The following is a 20,891-nucleotide window of genomic DNA, read 5'->3' as shown; positions in this document are numbered from 1 at the left end:
TTCGTTTATAGTTTAGATTGTATTCGGACGGTAAGCTACGCAACCGCGCTTTCGAACGCAACAGGCAATTCCTCTCGGCGAAACTTTCCGAATCAACGTCCGGTTTTCTTAATGAGTGAATCGGAACGCCGAATCGGAGTGAATTAGCGAATATTCAATGCTACTTTATTCGCCCTTTCACTTATTCACCAATTCGCTCATTAGAATGGCCGTCGTACCTTATAAAGAAAAAGACACTTCCAAGCGGGAGCAGGTTGCCGAAATGTTCGACAGCATTTCGCCGAAGTATGACCTGCTCAATCATGTGCTGAGTGGCGGCATCGACATTCTTTGGCGCAAACGAGCCATCCGCGAATTGCGTAACGCTGCCACTACTCCCCCCAAACGTATTCTGGACATTGCCACCGGCACGGGCGATTTCGCGCTCGAAGCCCTGGTGCTGAAGCCCGAAAAGATCGTTGGTATGGACATTTCGGAAGGAATGCTATCGGTAGGGCGCGAGAAAATGAAGAAGCGGGGGGTCGACAAGATCATCGACATGCGGTCGGGCGATTCGGAAGGTTTACCTCTGCCAGACAATGATTTCGACGCCGTCATCGTTGCATTTGGTGTGCGCAACTTCGAGAATCTGCTCAAGGGCTTAACCGACATGCACCGCGTAACGCGCCCCGGTGGTACGTGCGTGGTGCTGGAGTTCTCGAACCCGCGTCAGTTTCCGTTCAAACAACTGTACGGTTTTTACTCCCGATCCATCCTACCGCTCATTGGGCGCGTGGTGAGCAAAGACGCGTCGGCCTATACGTACCTGCCCGAGTCCGTGCAGGCGTTTCCCGACGGTCTCGACTTCCTGCGCATCTACGAAACGGCCGGATTCACCAACACCAAATGGATACCGCTCACCTTCGGCGTCGCGTCGATTTACATTGGCCAAAAGCGGTACTAACCGCCGGTTTGTTTCTGTTGCTGCACGTTCAGAGCGTAGCGCAGAGCAATTATAAGTACGTAGTGAAGCACCTCGAACGCTACGACGACAAGGCCATTCACTATGGTTTTTTCTTTGCCGTTCCCGTCACGCGTTTCAGCGTTGGCTACAGTCCGGCGTTCGTGAAGTCGGATTCGGCCTACCGAATTTACTCACCCAACAAAGGCAGTTTTCGGGTTGGTTTCGTCATAAATGCGTACCTCAACGACCGCTTCGACCTGCGGCTGACACCCGCCGTATCCCTCTTCAGCCGTGAGGTGAAGTACGATTATCCGGGCGGTACGTCGAGAACCGAAATACGCGAATCCACCTGGCTCGATTTTCCCCTGCTATTAAAATACAAGTCCGAACGACGCAACAACTCGCGCATGTATCTGCTGGCGGGGGGTGCATTTAGCGTTGAAACGAACGTGCGCCGGAAGGAAAACGTCGGCACGAGTCGGCTCAGCACCGACACCCGAGATTTTACTGTCGAATATGGTGTTGGCTTTGAGCAGTTTTTCGAGTTTTTTAAGTTTGCGCCCGAACTACGGTTTTCGCATGGTCTCGTCAATCTTTACCGCCCAACGTCAAACGTGGCTGGTCTGGGAATTAACCGGCTAACAACACACACGGTGACGTTATATCTGAATTTCGAGTAAAAAATCAACCTCAGCAGCGTAGCGGGTCATAACGGATGTTATGACCCGCTTTTTTTTACACAACTATATATTCTAACGATTACGGTTGCCCGTGTACTATTCTATTCTCAAGCAGTACAGGTAACCAGCGTTTCATAAATGAACTCTATAACTAATTTTATAAAAATTTATTATTAAAAAATAATATTTTGATTATTTCACATTATTCAATATTAAATTTTTATAAATAGCCATATAACCTCATAATTGTATATTGGTTTTTATTGATTGGTAAGGTAGTTCTATGTCTCGGTGTAGTAGTTTATTTCATTTTACGTAATGCCCATACTCCTATGAAACACGTAGTACTCATTCTTCTTTTTTCGACTTGTTATATGAGTCAGGTAATGGCTCAGATGCGAACCTTAAAAGGACGCGTCACGTCGGGCGAGGATGCCACCGCCGTGCCTGGAGCCAACGTCGTTATCAAAGGCACCACAACCGGGAGTAGCACGAATGCCGATGGCACGTATTCCTTATCAGTGCCGACCAACGCGCCAACGACGCTGGTGTTCTCATTCATCGGCTTCAAAACGCAGGAGCTTGCGGTTGGCCCATCGCAAACGACGGTCGACATGGTGCTGCCCCGTGACGCCCTGGCACTGAGCGAAGTCGTCGTGTCGGTGCTGGGAATTAAAGAAGAAGCCGACAAAGTAGGGTCTACCAGTTCCAAAGTCAACGCGGCAGCCATTACCCGATCGGGCGAGTCAGGGCTGATTAACGGTCTGGCGGGGAAAGCCTCCGGGGTGCAAATTGCCCGGTCGTCGGGCGATCCGGGGGCCAGTGCGTTTATCCAGATTCGGGGTCAAAACACGATCACGGGCAACAACCAGCCGCTGGTCATCATCGACGGTATCCCGATGAACAATACCACCGAAGGAGGCACTAACGGGGGCGTGGTGCCGCAGTCGCGCCTGAACGACCTCAACCCGAACGACGTGGCCTCGGTGCAGGTGCTGAAAGGTGCCTCAGCCGCTGCGCTGTGGGGATCGCGGGCAGCCAACGGCGTTATCCTGATTACAACCAAAAAGGGTGCCGAGAGCGACAAAATGAGCATTTCGTTCAGTTCGTCGTTCTCCTCCGATCAGATCAACGCGTTCCACCCGGTGCAGGGCGCATTCGGGCAGGGAGCCAACGGAATCTACAGCCCAACCGCCACCAACAGTTGGGGCGACCGGATCGCCGACCGGTCGGGCAGTGCCGACGAGGTCAACACAACCGGACAGTATTTTGAGGCTCAGGACGGTACCAAGTACTATCCCATCATCAAGAAAAATTCGCGGGACGTGTATAATCAGTCGAATTACAATCTGGTGTTCCGCACGGGCTACACCTGGGACAACGCCATAAGCCTGAGCGGGGGCGACGCTAAATCGACGTATTTTTTCAGCGTTGGCGACCTTCGGCAAACGGGTATTCAGCGGGGCAACAGTACGTACAACCGCACAACGGTCCGGCTCAACACCGAGCGCAGATTCAATAAAATCGCTCGCATCGCGACCAACATCAACTACATCCACAGCGACGCCAACCGGATTCAGCGGGGTAATAACTTGGCCGGGGCAATGGTCGGTTTACTGCGCAACCCGGCTGATTTTGACATTTCGGATTACAAGGGCAGCTATTATGTCTCACCCACGGCCTCGCCCGAACTGAACCGGCAGCGCGGCTACCGCAGCTACCTCGGCGCGGTGAAAAATCCCGCCAATAACAACGCGCTCTGGGCTTTATACGACCAGGAAAACAGCACGAAGGTCAACCGGTTCATTGCCAGTGCGGAGTTAGGCCTGAAGCCAGTCGAGTGGTTCGACCTGACAGGGCGCGTCGGCATGGACACCTACACCGACCAGAAGTTAAACGCCTTCCCCGTCAACGACATTACCGGTGCGGGCGACGGGCAGTTTCAGGAACAACTGACCAAAGAGACCGAACTAAACGGTGATCTGTTTGGGCGCGTGGTCAAAAACTTCGGGACTAATTTTAATCTGTCTTACGTACTGGGTGCGAACATTAACGACCGGCAGTATTTGAACCTGGGCGCTACGATAACGGGTTTTCTGGTGCCGGACGCCGGGCCGAGTTTTAGCAATGCCAGTGCGCTGAACAAGAACCCGGTCAACGCCCGGTCGCACATCCGCACGACGCGGGCCTACACAACAGGCACCCTCGCAGCCTACGACGCTGTGTTCCTGACTGCATCGCTGGCCGCCGAGTCGTCATCGACTTTCGGCGAAAAATCAGAACAGACTTTTTATTACCCCTCCGCCGATATAGCCTGGCAGTTCACCAAACTGCCCATTTTCCAAAATACGGACCTGTTGACCTTCGGCAAGCTGCGGGCATCGTACGGCGTGGTGGGGGTGCAGCCCCTGCCCTACCGGACCAACACCCGCTACATTTCGGCAGTTTACACCAACTCGCCCTGGGGCGATAACCTCAACAGTGCTCAGTACGGCAGCGGTTCATATATTCAAAATCGCGAGCAGGGCGACGAGTATCTGCGGCCCGAACGCAAAACCGAATATGAAATTGGCACCGACCTGCGGCTGCTAAGCAACCGGCTACGGGTCGGATTTACCTACTACAAGAATAAAATCAACGACATGCTGGTGGGCGTTACGCTGGCGGCATCGACGGGTTTCGCGGCTAAATATACCAACGCGGCCCGGATGCAGAACAAAGGCGTCGAAGCCGACCTAAGTTTCGACGTGCTTCGGCGCGGGGCGGTTAAGTGGACGGCCAACGCCATTTTCAGCCGCAACCGCAACAAAGTACTGAATCTGGCCGGTACGCAGTCGGTGCTACTGACGGGCATCGAGAATTTTATGGACGTACGGGCCGTAGAGGGTCAACCCATCGGCGTTTTCTGGTCGAGCAAATACGCTCTCAATGATGATGGTACACGTAAGTTGGACGCCAACGGTTTTCCCACGGCCGCACCCGTCAGTGGAGTCATCGGCAACCCCAACCCAGACTGGACAGGCAGCGTGGGCAGTACATTTTCGTACAAAAAGCTGAGTTTAGAAATGCTGTTCGAGACGTCGCAGGGAGCTGATTTCTACGCCGGTTCGCGCAGCGTGATGTACTCCTTTGGCACCCACGCCGACACGGGCAACGAGGTGACGCTGACGCAGGATCTGAAAACGTACGCTGGCAAAGTCATTTCGGCGGGTTCCACGGTGCGGGGCAACATTCAGGACTTTGGCGCCGGACTGGTGCTGCTCAATGAAGCGTATTACACCTCGCTTGGTGGCGGGTTTGGTTCGCTGAAAGAGCAGTTTATCGAAGACGGAAGCTGGACCCGGCTGCGGCAGGCCAGCCTGAGTTACCACTTGGATTCCCCCGTGTTTCGGCAGAAAACGAAGCTGCAATCGGTCGATTTCGCCGTGTCGGGCCGCAACCTGATCCTATGGACGAAAGTCAACGGCATCGACCCCGACACCAACCTAACTGGTACTTTCACCGGGCGCGGCTTCGATTACTTCAACACGCCCAACACGCGGTCACTGCTGTTCACAGTGAAAATCAATTACTGAACCACTCCAGCGATACACCCATGAAAACACGATACAACCTCTTTTCCATACTTGGGCTGGCGTTGGCACTGACCGCCTGCGAGTCGATGGTGCAAAACCTCAATGTCGACCCGAATAACCCGACCAATGCCTCCGCTAACCTGATTTTGACGGGCACTCAACTGGCCAATATGACGGTGCAGGAAGGGCACACGGCCCGCGTTGTGGGGATGTGGGCGGGCTATTTCACCGGCTCCGACCGGCAGTACAAAGACATTTACAATTACAATGTCACCGGGTCGTCGTTCGACCAGATTTGGGAGAACGTCTTTTACGGAGTCGTGCAGCAGACCAAGTTGGTTGTTGCGAAATCGGAGCCGATCAACAACCGATTAGTGATGGGCATCACCAAGATCGTGCAGGCTAATGCCGTTGGCACCGCCACCGCCTGCTGGGGCGACGTACCATTTTCAGAAGCGGGTGACATCACTCAGTTTCCCAACCCTAAATTCGACGCTCAGGCCGATGTTTACGCCGGTTTGCAAACGTTACTCGACGGAGCCATCAAAGACCTCGAATCGGGTATTGGCACCTCGCCCGGCGCGGCCGATATTCATTTCAGTGGGGCGTCGGCCAAGTGGTTAGCGGCTGCCTATACGCTAAAAGCGCGTTTTTATCAGGAAACCCGGCAGTATGATTTAGCGTACGCAGCCACGCAGAAGGGCATTGTGTCAGCAGCCAACTCGTGGGTAGCTCCGCACGGCAGCACGCTAAACGCCAATGAGAATTTGATGTACGCGTTCATCGCCCGAGGCCGGGTCGGCGATCTGACGGCGGTCGGCACGGCCATTACCAAACTCCTCGACCCAACGGCAACCGTTACGTATCGGGGCAATGCCAAAACTGACGAAACGGCCCGGTTCAACTACTATTTCCTAACTCGTAACGCGTCGGGTGCGATTCCCATCATCCCGAATACCAGCAGCACCGCTACGCAGAAAGGTGTGTTTGCTCAGACAGCCCCGTTCCCGCTCGTCAGCTACGAAGAGAACCTACTAACGGCCGCCGAAGCTGGAGCGCGGTCGGCGGGGTTTGCCATTGGGCTGGAGAAGTTGAACGCCTTTCGGAAGTACATGAGCACCGGCGGCTACATTGACCCAACCTATCGCACGGCCGCCCTGACGTTCAAATACGACCCCTACGTTACTGACGATTTTGCCGCCGGTGGTTTGCTCAACCGCGACAAAATCACGCCGGAGCTGGCTTTGCTGCGGGAGATTTTGCAGGAGCGGTACGTCACCTTCTTTGGACAGAAACTCGGCTTCATTGACCTGCGCCGGACTCGCAAGGAAGCCGTTAGCGTGAAACTCACGCCCAACGCGGGCACCCAGCTACCGGAGCGGCTGATCTACAGCGAAGCCGAACTGTTCTCGAATAGCAGCGCCCCAAAAACTGTACCGGGCATTTTTGTCCCAACACCGGTGAACAAATAGCAACGACCCGAACCATGAAAAACAAAACCTTTTCTATTCTTACCGTCGCCTACTACCTGGTGGGACTGATGCAGGCAACGCAACCCACGTCGGTCCGGGCCGGTGCTGCCGACTCCATCCGCGTTACCGTTACGGAAGGCACTAACATGGCTGCGGACTTATCACCCGATAAGAAGCTGATTGCGCTGGATTTGCAGGGCACCATCTGGGTGGTGCCCGTGAGCGGGGGCGGGGCAAGGCCCGTGACCGATGCCCTCGGCGACTGCCGCCAGCCTGCCTGGTCGCCCGATGGTAACCTGATTGCGTTTCATGCGTTCTGGGACGGTCGCTATCACCTGTGGACCGTGCCCAAAGAGGGTGGCAAACCCCGTCAGCTCACCACCGGCATCTACGACGACCGCGAACCGCACTGGTCGCCCGATGGCAAACGCATTGTGTTCGCATCAGACCGGGGCGGCAACTACGACATCTGGCAACTGACATTAGTTGATGGCAAACTGACTCAGCTTACTACCGACTCCGGCAACGATTTCAACCCGGCGTTCTCGCCCGATGGGAAGCAGGTCGCTTTCGTCTCCGACCGGACCGACGCGCCGGGTATCTATACGATTATGCCAGGCAACCCGGAAGAAATTGTCTCCTCGACGAAAGCAAAACTGGCAGCACCAGCCTGGCAACCGGATGGGTCACGTCTGTTCTACAACACCCTGACGAAATCGCAGAGTGGACTGGAAACGGCTGTCGTGGCGGATGGAAAGACGCAGGTCCTGACCGAAGCCGCTGAAGACGTCTTCCCATTCCGGGTAAGCTGGCTCTCGCCCGACGAATACTTGTACACGGCTGATGGTCTGCTAAAACGGCGCAAACTTGGCAGCACACCCGCGCAGACGATTCCGTTTCAGGCGGCAATTGCCTTGCCACGATCCACATACAAACGCAAGACCTATGATTTCAACAGCACCAAACTACAACCCGTGCTGGGTATCAAAGGCCCCGCCATTTCGCCTAATGGCAAACAGATTGCGTTTGCCGCCCTCGGCGATTTGTACCTACTGACGAAGGGCGAGAAAATTCCAAAACCATTGACGAACGGTTCAGCGATGGACGTTGAACCAACATGGTCGCCCGATGGCACGAAACTGGCGTACGTATCGGATCGCAACGGCAATATGGACGTCTGGATTCGTGACCTCAAAACGGGTCAGGACAAGCTCTTAGCTGATATGCCCGAAGACCTCAACTTCCCAACCTGGTCACCTGACGGCAGCAAAGTTGCCTTTTACCAGGGCGACCCGCGCAATGCCTGGGGACGCAGTACGCTTTACACCGCCGACGTCACCTACACGGCGGACGTTACCGTGCCCAAAACGACAAAAATTCATGAAGCGCTGTTCGTTCCAAGTCAGGCCAGTTGGTCAGCCGACGGACGCACGATTGCCGTCTCGGCGCTGCACCCGTATTCATCGCGCTACCGGGAAGGTGTCAGCGAAGTGCTGCTGATTTCGCTCGACGGTAAAAACGACCGCTACGTATCGCCCGCCCCCGCTCACAGCCTCGGCACCCGCAGCAAAAATGGTCCCGTCTGGTCACCCGACGGTAGCAAAATGGCGTACGTTCTCGACGGACTGCTCTGGACAACTGATGTATCAGCCGATGGAACGCCCACCGGCACACCTCGCCAACTAACCACCGAACAGGCCGAAGCCCCCACTTGGACCGGCGACTCCAAAAGTCTGCTATTCTTGGCGACGAACACGCTGAAGCAGGTGTATCTGGCCGACAAACGCATCGAAACAATTCCGATGACGTTAAACTGGCAGATTAATCAGCCAAACCGGTCGATGGTCATTCACGCGGGGAAGTTGTTCGACGGCAAATCGGGCGCGTATCGTCAGAATGTGGATATCCTGGTGGACAACAACCGGATTCGGGCCATTGAGCCGCACCGGGCCGGCCGGGCGGGCACATTAATCGATGCGTCGACGAAGACCGTGATGCCTGGCCTGTTTGAGATGCACACCCATCAACACTCGATGGTTGGCGAAAAGATCGGTCGACTATGGCTGTCGTACGGTATTACGTCGGTACGCGAACCCGGTGCTGACCCATATGACGCCCTCGAACGCAAAGAATCATGGGCGAGTGGCGTCCGTCCCGGTCCCCGGCAATTTTTCACGGGTGGCCTGACCGACGGGACCCGAATTTACTACGGAGCCGCCACCAGCATCAACTCCGACGAGCAGCTCGACCGTGAACTAAACCGCGCTGTCCAATTAGGCTACGACCTCGTCAAAACCTACGTCCGAATGCCCGACGCTATGCAGCAGCGCATCACGACGTTTGCCCACGCGCACGGCATTCCGGTATCCTCGCACGAGATTTTTCCAGCCATGCGATACGACGTGGATGCCGTGGAGCACATTGGCGGCACGAGTCGGCGGGGGTATTCTCCCAAGATCACGGCAATGAACCGGAGTTATCAGGACGTGATCCAACTGCTGGCCAAGTCGGGCATGAACATCACGCCAACGGCTTCGTTGCAGGGCGGTTTTTTTGCGATGGCCAGCAAAGACCCGAACTTCTACGAGAACCGGCAGTACAAAGCGTTCTACTCGGAGGACTACAGCAACGCACTCCAGGCAGGGGCCGCTCAGGTCGCCAAAATCAACCCCGGCTATCTGACCAACTTTGGTAATCTGCAAAAAGGTGTCAAGGCGTTGATTGTGGCCGGGGCACACGTTACCACTGGCACCGACAGCCCGTTTGTTCCCTACGGATTAAGCCTGCATACGGAGTTGCAATCGTTCGTGGACGCGGGCCTGACGCCGTACGAAGCCCTGCGCTCCGCTACGATCTGGGCCGCCGAAACGGTGGGCGTGAGCAGCGATTTAGGCTCGGTGGAGCCGGGCAAACTCGCCGACCTCGTCATTGTTAACGGCGACCCGCTCACCAATATCCGCGACGCGCTGAACGTGGAGCAGGTCATCCGTAACGGCGACGTACTGACCATCGACACCCTACTGAAACAGCCCTAACTCTCACGAAACTATCCATTGACTGCTCGTCCAACCCATTTTTTTGATTTTTTTCGGCCAAAAATTGCAAAAAAGGTCCTTGTCCTACTATATTTGCACTCCCAAACGGCGGCAAGCCGGATAAGAACAAAGGGAGTTTAGCTCAGCTGGTTCAGAGCATCTGCCTTACAAGCAGAGGGTCGGGGGTTCGAACCCCTCAACTCCCACGATTGATAATCAAGCACTTACAGACTAAATACTGTAAGTGTTTTTTGTTGGTGTACATTTTGGTGTACAAAAACAGAATTAATGCTTTGAGTAAATTTGTCAATCTGTAATGGTTAAGAATGATTTATCAATTTGATTTGGCAAAAACCCAAAAGCTTAGAAAAGGTAGTGAATCTTCTCAAGCTGCAGGCCGTGGGTTCGAACCCCATTTCCCGCTCATCCATAACATGTTGCAAATAAGCAGCTTATCTAACGTGATAAGCTGCTTATTTTTTATTTAGGTTGCTTAACTAACACTTTTACTAACACAAGTTGTCTGGTTGCTTCAGTGGTTAGTAATGTCCTCAATTTTTGATCTTAATGAGTACAGTACTTAAAGTTGGTATCTGGCTGGTATTAGTCTTGTCTCTCAGCCAGTGTAAGCAGAATAATACCCAACCTAATCCGATCTCAACCCGTCCTACCCGAGATGTCTTAGCCCCCGATTAGTTGGACAGATTTTCTGAAACGGTTGTGTCGTCAACTACCTGTGCTTCTTCCCATTTTTGCTGGGGTGTGACAAACCCAATGGAACGGTGAAGTCGACAATAGTTGTAATGGGAAAAATAACGCTTTAACATTTCTTTCGCGGCTTCGGCCGTCCGATTCATAATAGCTGGCAAATTCATTGCGTTCAATGATGTCGTGCTCTAGAATGCTGTGGAATGCTTCAATGTAGAAGTTCTCCTCGGGTGTGGCTACGTGAGTGAACTCCTGCTTGACCTCTGAGCTTTTCAAAAAGTTACGCACCGAATGGGCAATGAATTGGCTACCGTTATCATTTCGCAAAATGACGCCTTTCAATTCATGACTTTGGTTTACTCGCCGGAGTAGGTTGATTAAGTCCATTTGACGAATACTACCCTGGAACAGCCAGTCCAGGATTTTGCGGCCGCTTCGGCGGTCCGATATAAACATCAATGACGCTCAACAGATAGTAATTCCGCCGTTCACCCTGAACCGCACCGGCGGCCCGGCCAAACGTATTTGATATCCCAGCACAGATATTCCAAGGGCTTAGTGGCTTCAATCCGTTTGAATTTAACAAACTCCCGCTTGCCCGTCATCGGTTGTATCATCTTGCCTAAGAGTAAATTATGCTCCTGCATGAGCCGGTACACTTTTTTCTTATTGATGAGGTACTCTTTTTTCAACTCATACGTGATGTATTCGTAGCCAAGGGCATTGAATTCAACGTTCAGTAGTTGCCAGATACTCATTACTACCTGTTGATTGTCGACCCACGATCCATCCAGCTTCGTGGTCACTTGGCTGGGCCGTGCCCCAAGCCTGCCTGATTGGGGTTGGTAATAATACACGCTCCGTGGTAGACCAAGCCACCGGCATAACAGGGTGCGATTGGCGCGTGCTTCGATCGGATCGCCGAAGCGACTGTTTCATAAGGGCTAGCTTCTCCTGGATTGAATAGGAGTTTTTTTTAGCAGTTCGCTCTTGATCTCCAGTTCTAAAGCCTGTTTTGCCAGAATCCGTTTTAGGCGTTCATTTTCCTCCCCTCCGGCGGCCCGGTTCGAGTGCTCGCAGTTGGGGATCGACGCGTGAATAGGAGTCCTTGAGGCCTTCTTTACCTTTGCTTAAATATTTCAAGCGCCACTTTCGCAACAATGAAGGGGACAGCTTGTACTTGCGACACGTCTCGGCGTGACCATCACGGATTGCTTCCTGGAGAATGGAATAGCGGTCTTCGGGAGTGAAACTACGTCTGATTTTGCTCATGATCTCTGAATGTAAAAGGACTAAACTGTTTTGACAAGTTTGTCCAGCCATTCAGGGGGTTAAGACAACTCAACACTGGTTTAAACGGGTTGACGATTAGACAAACAGTGTCTATCGGTTAATCGCACGCTTCACCATCCGGGCCCACAAGCGGAGCCACAGACGGTAAATTGCGCGACTAACCGATAGACACTGTTCTTAATTGGTGGCCCCGCCGTTGACCAGCAGGTGCTGCCCCGATACGAAGGACGACAGATCACTGGCAAAAAACTCGGCTACATTGGCCACGTCTTCGACCTCGGCCAGCCGGTGCATGGGACAACTGTCGAGCAACTGTTTCCGCAGATCGGGGTGGCTGTCGGGGTCCTCGAAGATCCCGGCCCGGTCAACGGCGAAGGGGATGATGGTGTTGACCGTTACCCCACGATGCCCGATTTCTTTGCTCAACACATCGACAACGTACCTGGGGGCCATCTTGCTGCCCCCGTAAACAGACATCCCCGGCACCGGAAACGACGTGGTACTGGAGGCAATGTAGATGATCCGACCGTTGTCTGCCACGTGCCGGGCGGCCTGTTGCAGGGTGAAGTAAGATCCTTTGGCGTTGATCGAAAACAAGCGGTCAAACTGCTCCTCCGTAAAATCCGTGGCGGGTGTTTCCACCAGTTCGATGCCGGCGTTGGCCACCACGATGTCGATTTTGCCGAAGGCCGTTTTGGCTTCGGCAAAGAGCCGCTCCACGTCGGCTACCTTACTCACGTCGGCCTGTACGGCGATTGCCTTGGCCCCCATCGCGGTAATCGTGCTGACCACCTGATCGGCGGCCTCCTTGCCTTTGGTGTAGTTGACGACGACGCTGGCTCCGAGGGCGGCATACCGCTCGGCAATGGCTTGGCCCAGCCCGCGCGATGAGCCGGTGACAAGGGCAACTTTATTCGCTAATATGTTCATAACGAGAGTGTATTTTTTGAGATGTTGACTTGATTAACTGACACCGTTACGCCATACCGCCGTTGACGCCGATGTTCTGGGCGGTGATCCAGTTGGACTCGTCGCTGGCTAAAAACAGCACCAACCGGGCAATATCTTCCGGCTCACCAAGCCGGTTGAAAGCCGACATACCCGCCAGCCGGTCGATCACTTCCTGAGGCTTTCCCTTCGTGAATAACTCGGTGTTGGTCGGGCCGGGCGAGATGGAGTTGACGCGAATACCGCGCTCCCCGATCTCTTTAGCGAACACCCGCGTCAGTTGCTCCACAGCGGCTTTGGTGGCCACGTAGGTCCCGTAAGTGGGCAGCATGAGCCGGTCGACCGAGGAAGAAAAGTTGATGATGCTGCCTTTGTCGGCCAGCCGGGTGGCGGCTTCGCGCAGGGTGTTGAAAACGCCCCGCACGTTGGTGTCGAACTGGCGGGTGAAGTCTTCGTCGGTCGTGTCTTTAATGGGCTTGGTAATCATGATGCCCGCGTTGTTGACCAGCACATCGATGCGGCCATACTCGGCAATGGTCTGATCGAAGAGTCGTTTTACGTCGTCGGTCCGGCTTACGTCGGCCTGAATCGCAGTGGCCTGACCACCCGCCTGCCGGATGCTGCTGACGACGTCTTGGGCGGCTTGCTGACTACCGGCATAATTCACTACGACGCTGGCTCCGGCCCCGGCCAACTGTTGGGCAACGGCGGCTCCGATCCCTTTGGACGCGCCGGTGACGAGGACTACTTTTTGCTGTAAGTTGTTCATGTTGTCGTTGAGTTAATGACAACACAAAGGTCGGCAGGGGGCTTACCGACAACGTACAAAAATCACAGAATCTACGATATATAACGAAGACAGTCAACGATTTGCCGCTTTTTCCGGTACAGCACCGGCGAGACGCCCGTGTGCTTCTTGAAATAGTTGCTGAAGTGCGTCGGCTCACCAAAACCCAGCCGGTAGGCAATCTCCTTCACCGGCAGCGACGAGTTTTGCAGCATCGCTTTGGCTTCAATAACCGTCTTTTCGGTGATCCATCCACTGATTGATTTGCAGGTTTTGGTTTTGATGACGCTGCTGAGGTAGTTGGGGTGCAGGTGCCGGACGTTGGTGCAGTCCTGAACGCGCAATGCCCTGGGGTTTTTGACGTCCGGCTGGCTTAGATCCCGAAAATGTTGTTCGAGGCACCGTTTGAATTCTCTGACAATCTGAGAACTGCGGTTGCCTTCGTAGACTGGTAACCGGCTATTGCTTACCAGTTGCCTGAAAATTGTAGCCCGTAAAAATTAACGGAAAAATACCGGGTTATTTGAATCAGACAAGCATCCGTGTGAAAGCAACAAGTCTCCGGCTTGTGAGCACGATACCTTTGTGGAGCGGTTACGGTCAATGATTTATGACGGAGCAGAAACAACTCAACAAATGGTCGTTGCGGCCCGTTTCCCGATTTTTCTCAACCAAATAAATTACTCAACCTCTCATGATTACCATTCTGTCTTCATTCAAAGCAAAAGATGCCGATGCATCGGAGAGACTCCACACGATGCTGCTGGAGTTGAAAGAGCAAGCGCCCCTGGAACAGGGGTATGTGCAGTACGAACTGTTCCGCACCACCGAAGACCCAACCGTTTTTTACGTTAAGGAAGGCTGGGCGAACCAATCTGACGTTGATGAGCACCTTCAGCAGCTCGAAGCCAATGGCTATTTGGGTCAGGCTGTTGAGTTTCTGGCTGAGCCAATTACCTCCGTCACACTGACCGAACTCTGACTAATTAATCACCAAACAGCAAACAAACATGCGATACGTTATGAAAAAGACCATTTTGATCACCGGAACGTCCAGTGGAATTGGAAAGATGGCGGCCCAAAAATTTGCCGCCGAAGATTGGAACGTCGTAGCCACGATGCGCTCGCCCGAAAAAGAAACCGAGTTGACTCAACTCGATAACGTGCTGGTGACTAAGCTCGACGTACAGGATACCGCCAGCATTCAGCAGGCCATCGACGCGGGTATTGAGCGGTTCGGCAGAATTGACACGCTGGTCAACAATGCCGGCCTGGGTATGTACGGCATCTTTGAACTGGCCACCCGCGAACAGATTCGCACGCAGTTCGACGTGAACGTATTTGGGGTGATGGACACGATTCAAGCCATCCTGCCGCATTTCCGTGCCAACAACGGCGGCACTATTATCAATATCTCTTCGCAGGGCGGACGGATTACGTTTCCGGCGATCAGTCTTTACCACGCGTCCAAGTTCGCCATTGAGGGCTTCTCGGAGTCGGTTTCGTTCGAGTTGGCTCCCCTCAACATCATTGTGAAACTCATTGAACCGGGGAATGTCGACACCGGTTTCAGCGGCTCGGCCACCTTCACGGCCAATCCGGCGATCACCGTGTATGATGATTTTATGACCGCGTTCCTCAAGAACATTGGCGAACTGGCCCCACCCGTAAAGACGGAGGTGACCGTCGACGCCATTTACGCTGCCGCTACTGACGGTACGAATCAGCTTCGGTACATCGCGGGCGAGGATGCCGAGTTGGTCATTGGGGTCAAACAGTCAAGTAGCGATCAGGAGTACATGGACTACATGACAAGTCGGTATAAGCTCGATGCCCAGCCTGTTGAGGCTTAACAGAATTCACCCATAGAACGAAAAAACGATGAAAACCACTGGAAATACAGTTTTGGTTACGGGCGCAGGCACCGGCATGGGATTGGAGATGGCTAAACTCCTGAGCCAGGCGGGTAACACTGTTATTATGGTGGCCCGCAACGAAGAGCGGCTTACCGAAGAAGCCGCCCACCTAAAAAACGCCTTCCCGATTGCCTGTGACATAGCCGATGAGCAAGCACTGCAAAGCTTGGTACTGCGGGTCAAACACGAGTTCAAGGACCTGAATGTCATCCTGTTAAATGCGGGCATAGCGACAAACTACGCGCTGCTCGGCCCCGAGAATGCGTTCGAACACGGCAAAGCGGAGATGACCACCAACTACCATTCGGCGGTTTACCTGACGCAGGAGTTTGAATCGTTACTGGCTGATAAGCCAGAGGCCGCGATGATTCTGACGACGTCCGCAGTGGCACTGGTGCCCGACTTAAATCATCCGACGTACAGTGCCACCAAAGCCGCGCTGCATTCGCTGGTTTTGAGCTTACGGCAGATGCTGGTGCAGAAAAAGTCTTCGATTAAGGTGTTCGAGCTGATGATGCCACTGGTCGATACCCCGTTTGCCAAGGCAATAAAAACCGGCAATAAGATGCCACCCGCTGAGGCAGCGGCCCACATGATGGAGGGCCTGGCGCAGGACGAGTTTGAAATGCACATCGGCCTTACGGCGGATTTGTACGCCACCTTTCTCAAGTCCCCTGAAGAGGCCATGCGCGTCGGCAACGCCATAACGGAGTAAGCTATTGACGGTAGACGTGCGCCCCTTATTCGCCTGCGTCACAGCCGTGAGCCCCCCACATTATTTTGTCTTTCTTAGTCAATACAGTAAGCAACTGAAACTCAACATGAATTCTTCCATAAACAACGAATTGCCCGACGGTACCGCTGCGGATGCCAATGTTACCCGGCGCACCCTGCTCACCACCGCGCTCGCGGGCGCGGCAGTTCTGGTAGCCCCGGCTGCCATGGCGAACCCATCCAATCGGACCGCGCCCGGCACCGGTCGTTTCGCGGGTAAGGTCGTGCTCATCACCGGGGCCACTTCGGGGATCGGTGAAGGCACCGCACGGGCATTCGCGCGTGAGGGTGCCAAGGTGTTTTTCAACGGGCGTCGCGAGAAACTGGGCCGCAAGGTCGAGCGGGAAATCCGCGCGGCTGGCGGCAACGCGACTTACCATCAAAGTGATGTTCGCGACGAAGCACAGGTCAAGGCGTTCGTGGCCGCCTGCGTGGCCGCGCATAGTCGGATAGACATCGCCTTCAACAATGCGGGCGTTGCCAGACCGGAAAAAGCCCGTATGCATGAGATGAGCGAGACGACGTACCGCGACGTGATGGACACGAACGTAGCCGGGGTTTTCTTCGGTATGAAGCACGAGATTATGCAGATGCTCGCCCAGGGCGGTGGTGCCATCATCAACACTTGTTCAATGGGCGGTTTCAAGGCGTACCCCAATATCAGTCCCTACATCACCAGCAAACATGCGGTACTGGGCCTGACGCGCGCGGGAGCGGTGGAATACGCCAAAGACAACATCCGCATCACCTCCATTGCGCCCGGCCTGGTAGACACGCCCATGCTGCGCGAACTACACAAGGTAGGGGGTGCTGAGGGCACGTATGAAGCGTCGTTGACGAAAACGCCGATGGGCCGTGGCGAGACGGCGGAGGAGATGGCCCGCGTGGTGATGTTTCTTGCTTCGGACGAGGCCAGTGCCCTGCATGGCTCGAACGTGGACGTATCGGCGGGCTTTCTCGATTGACCCGCCGAGGGCAACCCTCTGACGCGTTAGGCTATTTACTTGTGGACGAACCACAAACGAGCCGACCCGGTATAATAGGGTCGGCTCGTTTGTGGTTCGGCGAGTTGAGTGAGCCACGGCATCAAGGCTGTCAATTACTTAGTGGCATGTTACCTGCTTCGATTATGGCCTGAAGTACGAGGGCTGCTGATGAGTCTGCTTCTTGAAAAAATGATTGAAGTGGGCCGTATCGTCAAAACCAAGCGTGTAGCCAATCTGGGACACGTTCCACTGCGTGTGTTTTAGCAGGGCCTGCGCTTCGCCAGCTAACCGGTCAAAAATATGTTCGGTCGTCGTTTTGCCGGTTGTCAGCTTCAACGCCCGGTTGAGGTGATTGACGTGAACGCCTAAGCGGTCGGCATAGTCACGCGCTGACCGTAGTTCGAACCGCTGGTCGGTGGATTCGATGGGAAACTGTTGATCCAGCAACTCGCGAAATACCATCGTTATCCGGGCATTGGCATCCACGTGCGGGTAGGGCGTCTGAACCGCCTGTAGCCGGGCCGCCGTGTGTACCAGTTCGACGAGGTAGCTTCGGATCAGATCGTGTTTATAGGCGTAGTCTGATGCCAGCTCTTCTTTCATCCGTCCGATTAACGCACCAACCACCGCATCCTGAGCCGGATCGAGACTATAAACGGGTTTGTGGCCCGTAGTAAACAGGGGCAGACTGTTGATCCCGGCCCGATAAAACGCGTTAAAGTAAGCCTCTTTAAAGATGAAGAAGTAGCCGGTCGCCGTGTTGCCCAGCGATTCAATCGAGTAGGGAATGCCCGGATGGAAGAATGCTAAGGTTGGCCCGCTCACGTTGAGCGTCATGTCGCCGTAATGAATCAGGAAGTCGCCGGTTATGTAGGTGACCTTAAAATAGTCCCGTCGCCGGTACACAATCGGCGAATCCCCACAGTCATCGAATCGGAACAGATTAAAGTCGGCTTTTTCCTGACTCAAATCCTGCATCCGTTGGTGCAATTTGTCCTCATAGAACGAATCAAGCGTTTCTACTTTTTCCATTCGGAACAGCCATTACAGACTGATTTAAGCGTCGGGAATCAGACCGGGTACGAAACAGGCTCCGATCAAGCGTATCAAAAGCAAGGTTATAACTCATTGGCATAGTATTCGTCTAAAAAATCGGACCTAAAGATGCATACTGGCAGGGTCAATCAACTTTATGCCCGCCTTGGCAGTAAATAGTTGGCTGAAAACAGTTGACACTACGCGTATGCTACGGATTGAAGTCGGCTGATGATAGACAAGAATAACGTAGCAGGCTGAGCCGTTTGGTGCTGGTGCGAACCAGTAGTGGAGGTGTTAATAACAACACAAAGGTCGGCACGGAACCGGCTGACGACGTACAAATTATAAAGGATTTCGGACAAATGGCGAAGATGGTCAACCACTTACGGCTGTCTCCGATACAACACCGGCGAGACGCCCGTGTGCTTTCTGAAATAATTGCTGAAGTGAGTCGCTTCAATAAAGCCCAGCCGGTAAGCGATTTCTTTGACCGACAGCGCCGTGTTTTTCAGCATCGACTTGGCTTCAATAACCGTCTTTTCGGTGATCCACGTACTGACTGATTTGCCGGTTTTGGTTTTGATGACGGTGCTGAGGTAATTGGGATGCAGGTGTTGAGCCTCGGCGCAGTCCTGAACGCGCAAGGCTTTGGGGTTTTTTACGTCCGGTTGATTTAACTCCCGAAAATGTTGTTCGAGACACCGCTTGAATTCCCGGACGATTTGCGAACTGCGGTTGCCCTCGTAGATGGGGTTGTAGTCCTGCCAGAAATAAGTCTTTATTTTTAGCAACATAACCACTAATAAAGCACCGATAATCCGGTTTCGCTGCGGACAGCGTTTGGCGTACTCAGTAAGGAGTTGCTGACAAAGTTGATCAAATTCAGCAAACAAGGCCGGGTCCAGCACTTTTGGCGGAACCGTCTCGGCCAGCAGAAAGGAAAAATCCTCGAAGATGTCGGCGTGGACATTTTCTTTAAGGAATGCTTCGCTCAGCGTCACTAAGTACACCTCGTCAAGTTGATCCCAGGCGAAGGATTTATAATGGCCCGGATTGGTGAAGTAAATTGTGCCGGGCCCGGAATCGAAACGTTGCTCACCGGTCGTGTACCAACCGGCTGCATTTTCGACGAAAACGAACGTAAAGTAATTGGCCCGGAAGACCGGCGACTCGAAAGGCAACACCGTATGCACCCCGCTAAGGTTGTGAATGTCAAATTCACTCTGCTGATTAATCTGATCGGTGGGTAGTTCGAGGAATTGGTACAGGTCCTGAATGTGATTAAAAACCGGAATGTCGGCTGGTTCAGTCATGAATATTGGGTTTAGGTATTTCGTCAAACGCAGTGGTGAAACTATTGGATTGTGGTTCAGACACCAATTTTATTATATCATTATTAATCTGTTTTTGTTTTAAAGGGGTTGGACCAGAGCCGCCCGGAACGCTGAAATGACGGTATCTCCTTCCTAAAGGCCTTCCGACGGTTTCTGACGTTGTAGCCGATCTTTGGCCGGGGACACTTTTTTCTGATAGATCCTCTGAGAACCGACCTTGTGAAGGTTATCGAGCCGGAGATTCCAGTTCTGGCCGGGCTACCGGTGCGGTCATCTGCCTATTGTTTGGCGAGCGAAAGGTGACACGACTATCCGCCTTGTTCGCCCCGATACGCGCTACCTTATTCAGCAATGATCTATGCCTGACAACATCCCAAGTTTCAAACGCATAACCGATACGTACTCGTTTCTGGGCCTGCCCACTGATCAGATCGATCAGCAGAGCGAATTTGACATTCATACAATGCAGAGCGTTCACGTGGAGCTTCCGAGTCAATCGCCGGTTTTTCGGGCCAATTATTTCACCTTCGTCTTCGTCAAAGATGCGGTTGGTCACTTCATGATCGAGGAGCAGCCGTTTGAGGTACTGCCGGGTACCATCTATTTCACCAATCCGGGCCATATCAAATCCTTTGGCTGGCAACAAATCGAGACAGTCTATCTGGTATCGCTGAGCGAAGCGTTTCTTAAAGAAAACGTCCACGCTCGTATCTACGACGAGTTTGCGTTTCTGCTGGCCGAAACGGTGGTCAACAAAGCATTGGAACCCAGCGTGTTTGCCGAGTTTGATCAGCTTTGCGGGCAACTTCTCGCTGCCTACACGTCGAATTCACCCCATCGGTACAAGATCATCGGTAGTCTGTTCCGGGTTGTGCTGCTGAAAATCGAAGATTATTTCTGGCAGGACTACAACCCCATCTACGAGGGCAACCGCAGTTCGCAGATCGTCCGGGAATTCAAGCGGTGTCTCGAACAACATTTTCGGGAGTTAAACCAACCGGACGTAAAAAACCCCAAAGCCTTGCGCGTTCAGGACTGCGCCGAGGCTCAACACCTGCATCCCAATTACCTCAGCACCGTCATCAAAAGCAAAACCGGCAAATCAGTCAGCACCTGGATCATCGAAAAGACGATTGGGGAAGCCAAGTCGATGCTGAAAAACACTCCGCTGTCGATCAAAGAAATCGCTTACCGGCTGGGCTTTATCGAATCAACGCACTTCAGTACGTACTTCAGGAAGTACACGGGGCAGTCGCCGATAGCCTGCCGTCGGCATCAGCCCTCGGCTTAGCGGTCTGTACCTTACCATTTTGCCCTTAATGCGATGATTCTTGTGCTTACTCAGCGCGGTTTGCGGCTGACCTTTGTGCTTTCGTGCCACTCAACGACGAAAAGCAACACA

The 20,891-nt window shown here is 53.5% G+C and carries 18 protein-coding genes and 1 tRNA gene; 11 read left to right on the top strand and 8 right to left on the bottom strand.

The features are described 5' to 3' along the window. Nucleotides 1-205 precede the first annotated feature (205 nt). The 6 genes from ubiE (at nucleotide 206) to ACYVHB_RS10275 (ending at nucleotide 9,911) form a co-directional block, all read left to right on the top strand. Nucleotides 206-943 carry a bifunctional demethylmenaquinone methyltransferase/2-methoxy-6-polyprenyl-1,4-benzoquinol methylase UbiE gene (ubiE, locus tag ACYVHB_RS10300; RefSeq protein ID WP_461051635.1) on the top strand — a complete coding sequence of 246 codons (738 nt, stop codon included), beginning with the start codon at nucleotides 206-208 and terminating at the stop codon, nucleotides 941-943. Then, the gene (gene porT / locus ACYVHB_RS10295) at nucleotides 886-1,623 is read left to right on the top strand and encodes a type IX secretion/gliding motility protein PorT/SprT (RefSeq protein WP_461051634.1); all 738 of its coding nucleotides are present in this window, start codon (nucleotides 886-888) and stop codon (nucleotides 1,621-1,623) included. Before ubiE ends, porT begins: the two co-directional genes overlap by 58 nt. 332 nt (nucleotides 1,624-1,955) lie before the next feature. Beyond that, nucleotides 1,956-5,198 (top strand): SusC/RagA family TonB-linked outer membrane protein, encoded by a 3,243-nt coding sequence (locus ACYVHB_RS10290; protein WP_461051633.1) that lies wholly within the window; start codon nucleotides 1,956-1,958, stop codon nucleotides 5,196-5,198. Nucleotides 5,199-5,218: 20 nt separating this feature from the next. Next, on the top strand, nucleotides 5,219-6,670 hold the full coding sequence (locus ACYVHB_RS10285; protein ID WP_461051632.1) for a SusD/RagB family nutrient-binding outer membrane lipoprotein: 1,452 nt from the start codon (nucleotides 5,219-5,221) through the stop codon (nucleotides 6,668-6,670). A 14-nt stretch (nucleotides 6,671-6,684) separates the two neighbouring features. Then, a complete protein-coding gene (locus tag ACYVHB_RS10280; protein WP_461051631.1) occupies nucleotides 6,685-9,705 on the top strand; it encodes an amidohydrolase family protein in 3,021 nt (1,006 codons plus the stop codon). 131 nt (nucleotides 9,706-9,836) lie between these two features. Beyond that, a tRNA-Val gene (locus ACYVHB_RS10275) sits at nucleotides 9,837-9,911 on the top strand. Between the two features lie 520 nt (nucleotides 9,912-10,431). On the opposite strand, the gene ACYVHB_RS10270 is transcribed toward ACYVHB_RS10275, so the two are convergent. From ACYVHB_RS10270 to ACYVHB_RS10245, 6 genes are all read right to left on the bottom strand, one after another. Further along, nucleotides 10,432-10,755 carry a hypothetical protein gene (locus ACYVHB_RS10270; protein ID WP_461051630.1) on the bottom strand — a complete coding sequence of 108 codons (324 nt, stop codon included), beginning with the start codon at nucleotides 10,753-10,755 and terminating at the stop codon, nucleotides 10,432-10,434. Nucleotides 10,756-10,901: 146 nt separating this feature from the next. Continuing rightward, nucleotides 10,902-11,219 (bottom strand): IS3 family transposase, encoded by a 318-nt coding sequence (locus ACYVHB_RS10265; protein WP_461051629.1) that lies wholly within the window; start codon nucleotides 11,217-11,219, stop codon nucleotides 10,902-10,904. A gap of 232 nt (nucleotides 11,220-11,451) precedes the next feature. Beyond that, nucleotides 11,452-11,685, bottom strand: a complete 234-nt coding sequence (locus ACYVHB_RS10260) for a transposase (RefSeq protein ID WP_461051628.1) — start codon at nucleotides 11,683-11,685, stop codon at nucleotides 11,452-11,454. 198 nt (nucleotides 11,686-11,883) lie between these two features. After that, entirely contained in the window at nucleotides 11,884-12,636 is a 753-nt protein-coding gene (locus tag ACYVHB_RS10255) for an SDR family oxidoreductase (protein ID WP_461051627.1), read from the bottom strand. 46 nt (nucleotides 12,637-12,682) lie between these two features. Next, the gene (locus ACYVHB_RS10250; protein WP_461051626.1) at nucleotides 12,683-13,423 is read right to left on the bottom strand and encodes an SDR family oxidoreductase; all 741 of its coding nucleotides are present in this window, start codon (nucleotides 13,421-13,423) and stop codon (nucleotides 12,683-12,685) included. A 71-nt stretch (nucleotides 13,424-13,494) separates the two neighbouring features. Further along, nucleotides 13,495-13,785: a helix-turn-helix domain-containing protein gene (locus ACYVHB_RS10245; protein ID WP_461051625.1), complete on the bottom strand. Its 291-nt coding sequence runs from the start codon at nucleotides 13,783-13,785 to the stop codon at nucleotides 13,495-13,497. A 350-nt stretch (nucleotides 13,786-14,135) separates the two neighbouring features. Here ACYVHB_RS10245 and ACYVHB_RS10240 point away from each other — a divergent pair, with 350 nt between their 5' ends. The 4 genes from ACYVHB_RS10240 (at nucleotide 14,136) to ACYVHB_RS10225 (ending at nucleotide 17,096) form a co-directional block, all read left to right on the top strand. Beyond that, nucleotides 14,136-14,423: a putative quinol monooxygenase gene (locus ACYVHB_RS10240; protein WP_461051624.1), complete on the top strand. Its 288-nt coding sequence runs from the start codon at nucleotides 14,136-14,138 to the stop codon at nucleotides 14,421-14,423. Nucleotides 14,424-14,463: 40 nt separating this feature from the next. After that, entirely contained in the window at nucleotides 14,464-15,294 is an 831-nt protein-coding gene (locus tag ACYVHB_RS10235) for an SDR family oxidoreductase (protein ID WP_461051623.1), read from the top strand. A gap of 28 nt (nucleotides 15,295-15,322) precedes the next feature. After that, nucleotides 15,323-16,072, top strand: a complete 750-nt coding sequence (locus ACYVHB_RS10230; RefSeq protein ID WP_461051622.1) for an SDR family oxidoreductase — start codon at nucleotides 15,323-15,325, stop codon at nucleotides 16,070-16,072. A gap of 106 nt (nucleotides 16,073-16,178) precedes the next feature. Beyond that, the gene (locus ACYVHB_RS10225; RefSeq protein WP_461051621.1) at nucleotides 16,179-17,096 is read left to right on the top strand and encodes an SDR family NAD(P)-dependent oxidoreductase; all 918 of its coding nucleotides are present in this window, start codon (nucleotides 16,179-16,181) and stop codon (nucleotides 17,094-17,096) included. A gap of 162 nt (nucleotides 17,097-17,258) precedes the next feature. Here ACYVHB_RS10225 and ACYVHB_RS10220 read toward each other — a convergent pair whose 3' ends face one another. Both ACYVHB_RS10220 and ACYVHB_RS10215 read right to left on the bottom strand, forming a co-directional pair. Continuing rightward, entirely contained in the window at nucleotides 17,259-18,149 is an 891-nt protein-coding gene (locus ACYVHB_RS10220) for a helix-turn-helix domain-containing protein (RefSeq protein ID WP_461051620.1), read from the bottom strand. 389 nt (nucleotides 18,150-18,538) lie between these two features. Next, complete coding sequence (locus ACYVHB_RS10215; protein ID WP_461051619.1) at nucleotides 18,539-19,468, bottom strand: helix-turn-helix domain-containing protein; 930 nt, start codon at nucleotides 19,466-19,468, stop codon at nucleotides 18,539-18,541. Nucleotides 19,469-19,847: 379 nt separating this feature from the next. Here ACYVHB_RS10215 and ACYVHB_RS10210 point away from each other — a divergent pair, with 379 nt between their 5' ends. Continuing rightward, nucleotides 19,848-20,780 (top strand): helix-turn-helix domain-containing protein, encoded by a 933-nt coding sequence (locus ACYVHB_RS10210; RefSeq protein ID WP_461051618.1) that lies wholly within the window; start codon nucleotides 19,848-19,850, stop codon nucleotides 20,778-20,780. Nucleotides 20,781-20,891 lie beyond the last annotated feature (111 nt).

It is taken from the genome of Spirosoma arcticum (genome assembly GCF_054779955.1).
Note: the sequence above shows the minus strand (reverse complement) of the source record. Positions and strands in the feature narration are given on the sequence as shown.

Excerpts from the sequence above, each read along its gene's own strand:
- ubiE (WP_461051635.1), top strand. The coding sequence starts at position 206 with ATGGCCGTCGTACCTTATAAAGAAAAAGACACTTCCAAGCGGGAGCAG.
- porT (WP_461051634.1), top strand. The coding sequence starts at position 886 with ATGGATACCGCTCACCTTCGGCGTCGCGTCGATTTACATTGGCCAAAA.
- ACYVHB_RS10290 (WP_461051633.1), top strand. The coding sequence starts at position 1,956 with ATGAAACACGTAGTACTCATTCTTCTTTTTTCGACTTGTTATATGAGT.
- ACYVHB_RS10285 (WP_461051632.1), top strand. The coding sequence starts at position 5,219 with ATGAAAACACGATACAACCTCTTTTCCATACTTGGGCTGGCGTTGGCA.
- ACYVHB_RS10280 (WP_461051631.1), top strand. The coding sequence starts at position 6,685 with ATGAAAAACAAAACCTTTTCTATTCTTACCGTCGCCTACTACCTGGTG.
- ACYVHB_RS10260 (WP_461051628.1), bottom strand. The coding sequence starts at position 11,685 with ATGAGCAAAATCAGACGTAGTTTCACTCCCGAAGACCGCTATTCCATT.
- ACYVHB_RS10255 (WP_461051627.1), bottom strand. The coding sequence starts at position 12,636 with ATGAACATATTAGCGAATAAAGTTGCCCTTGTCACCGGCTCATCGCGC.
- ACYVHB_RS10250 (WP_461051626.1), bottom strand. The coding sequence starts at position 13,423 with ATGAACAACTTACAGCAAAAAGTAGTCCTCGTCACCGGCGCGTCCAAA.
- ACYVHB_RS10240 (WP_461051624.1), top strand. The coding sequence starts at position 14,136 with ATGATTACCATTCTGTCTTCATTCAAAGCAAAAGATGCCGATGCATCG.
- ACYVHB_RS10235 (WP_461051623.1), top strand. The coding sequence starts at position 14,464 with ATGAAAAAGACCATTTTGATCACCGGAACGTCCAGTGGAATTGGAAAG.
- ACYVHB_RS10230 (WP_461051622.1), top strand. The coding sequence starts at position 15,323 with ATGAAAACCACTGGAAATACAGTTTTGGTTACGGGCGCAGGCACCGGC.
- ACYVHB_RS10225 (WP_461051621.1), top strand. The coding sequence starts at position 16,179 with ATGAATTCTTCCATAAACAACGAATTGCCCGACGGTACCGCTGCGGAT.
- ACYVHB_RS10220 (WP_461051620.1), bottom strand. The coding sequence starts at position 18,149 with ATGGAAAAAGTAGAAACGCTTGATTCGTTCTATGAGGACAAATTGCAC.
- ACYVHB_RS10215 (WP_461051619.1), bottom strand. The coding sequence starts at position 19,468 with ATGACTGAACCAGCCGACATTCCGGTTTTTAATCACATTCAGGACCTG.
- ACYVHB_RS10210 (WP_461051618.1), top strand. The coding sequence starts at position 19,848 with ATGCCTGACAACATCCCAAGTTTCAAACGCATAACCGATACGTACTCG.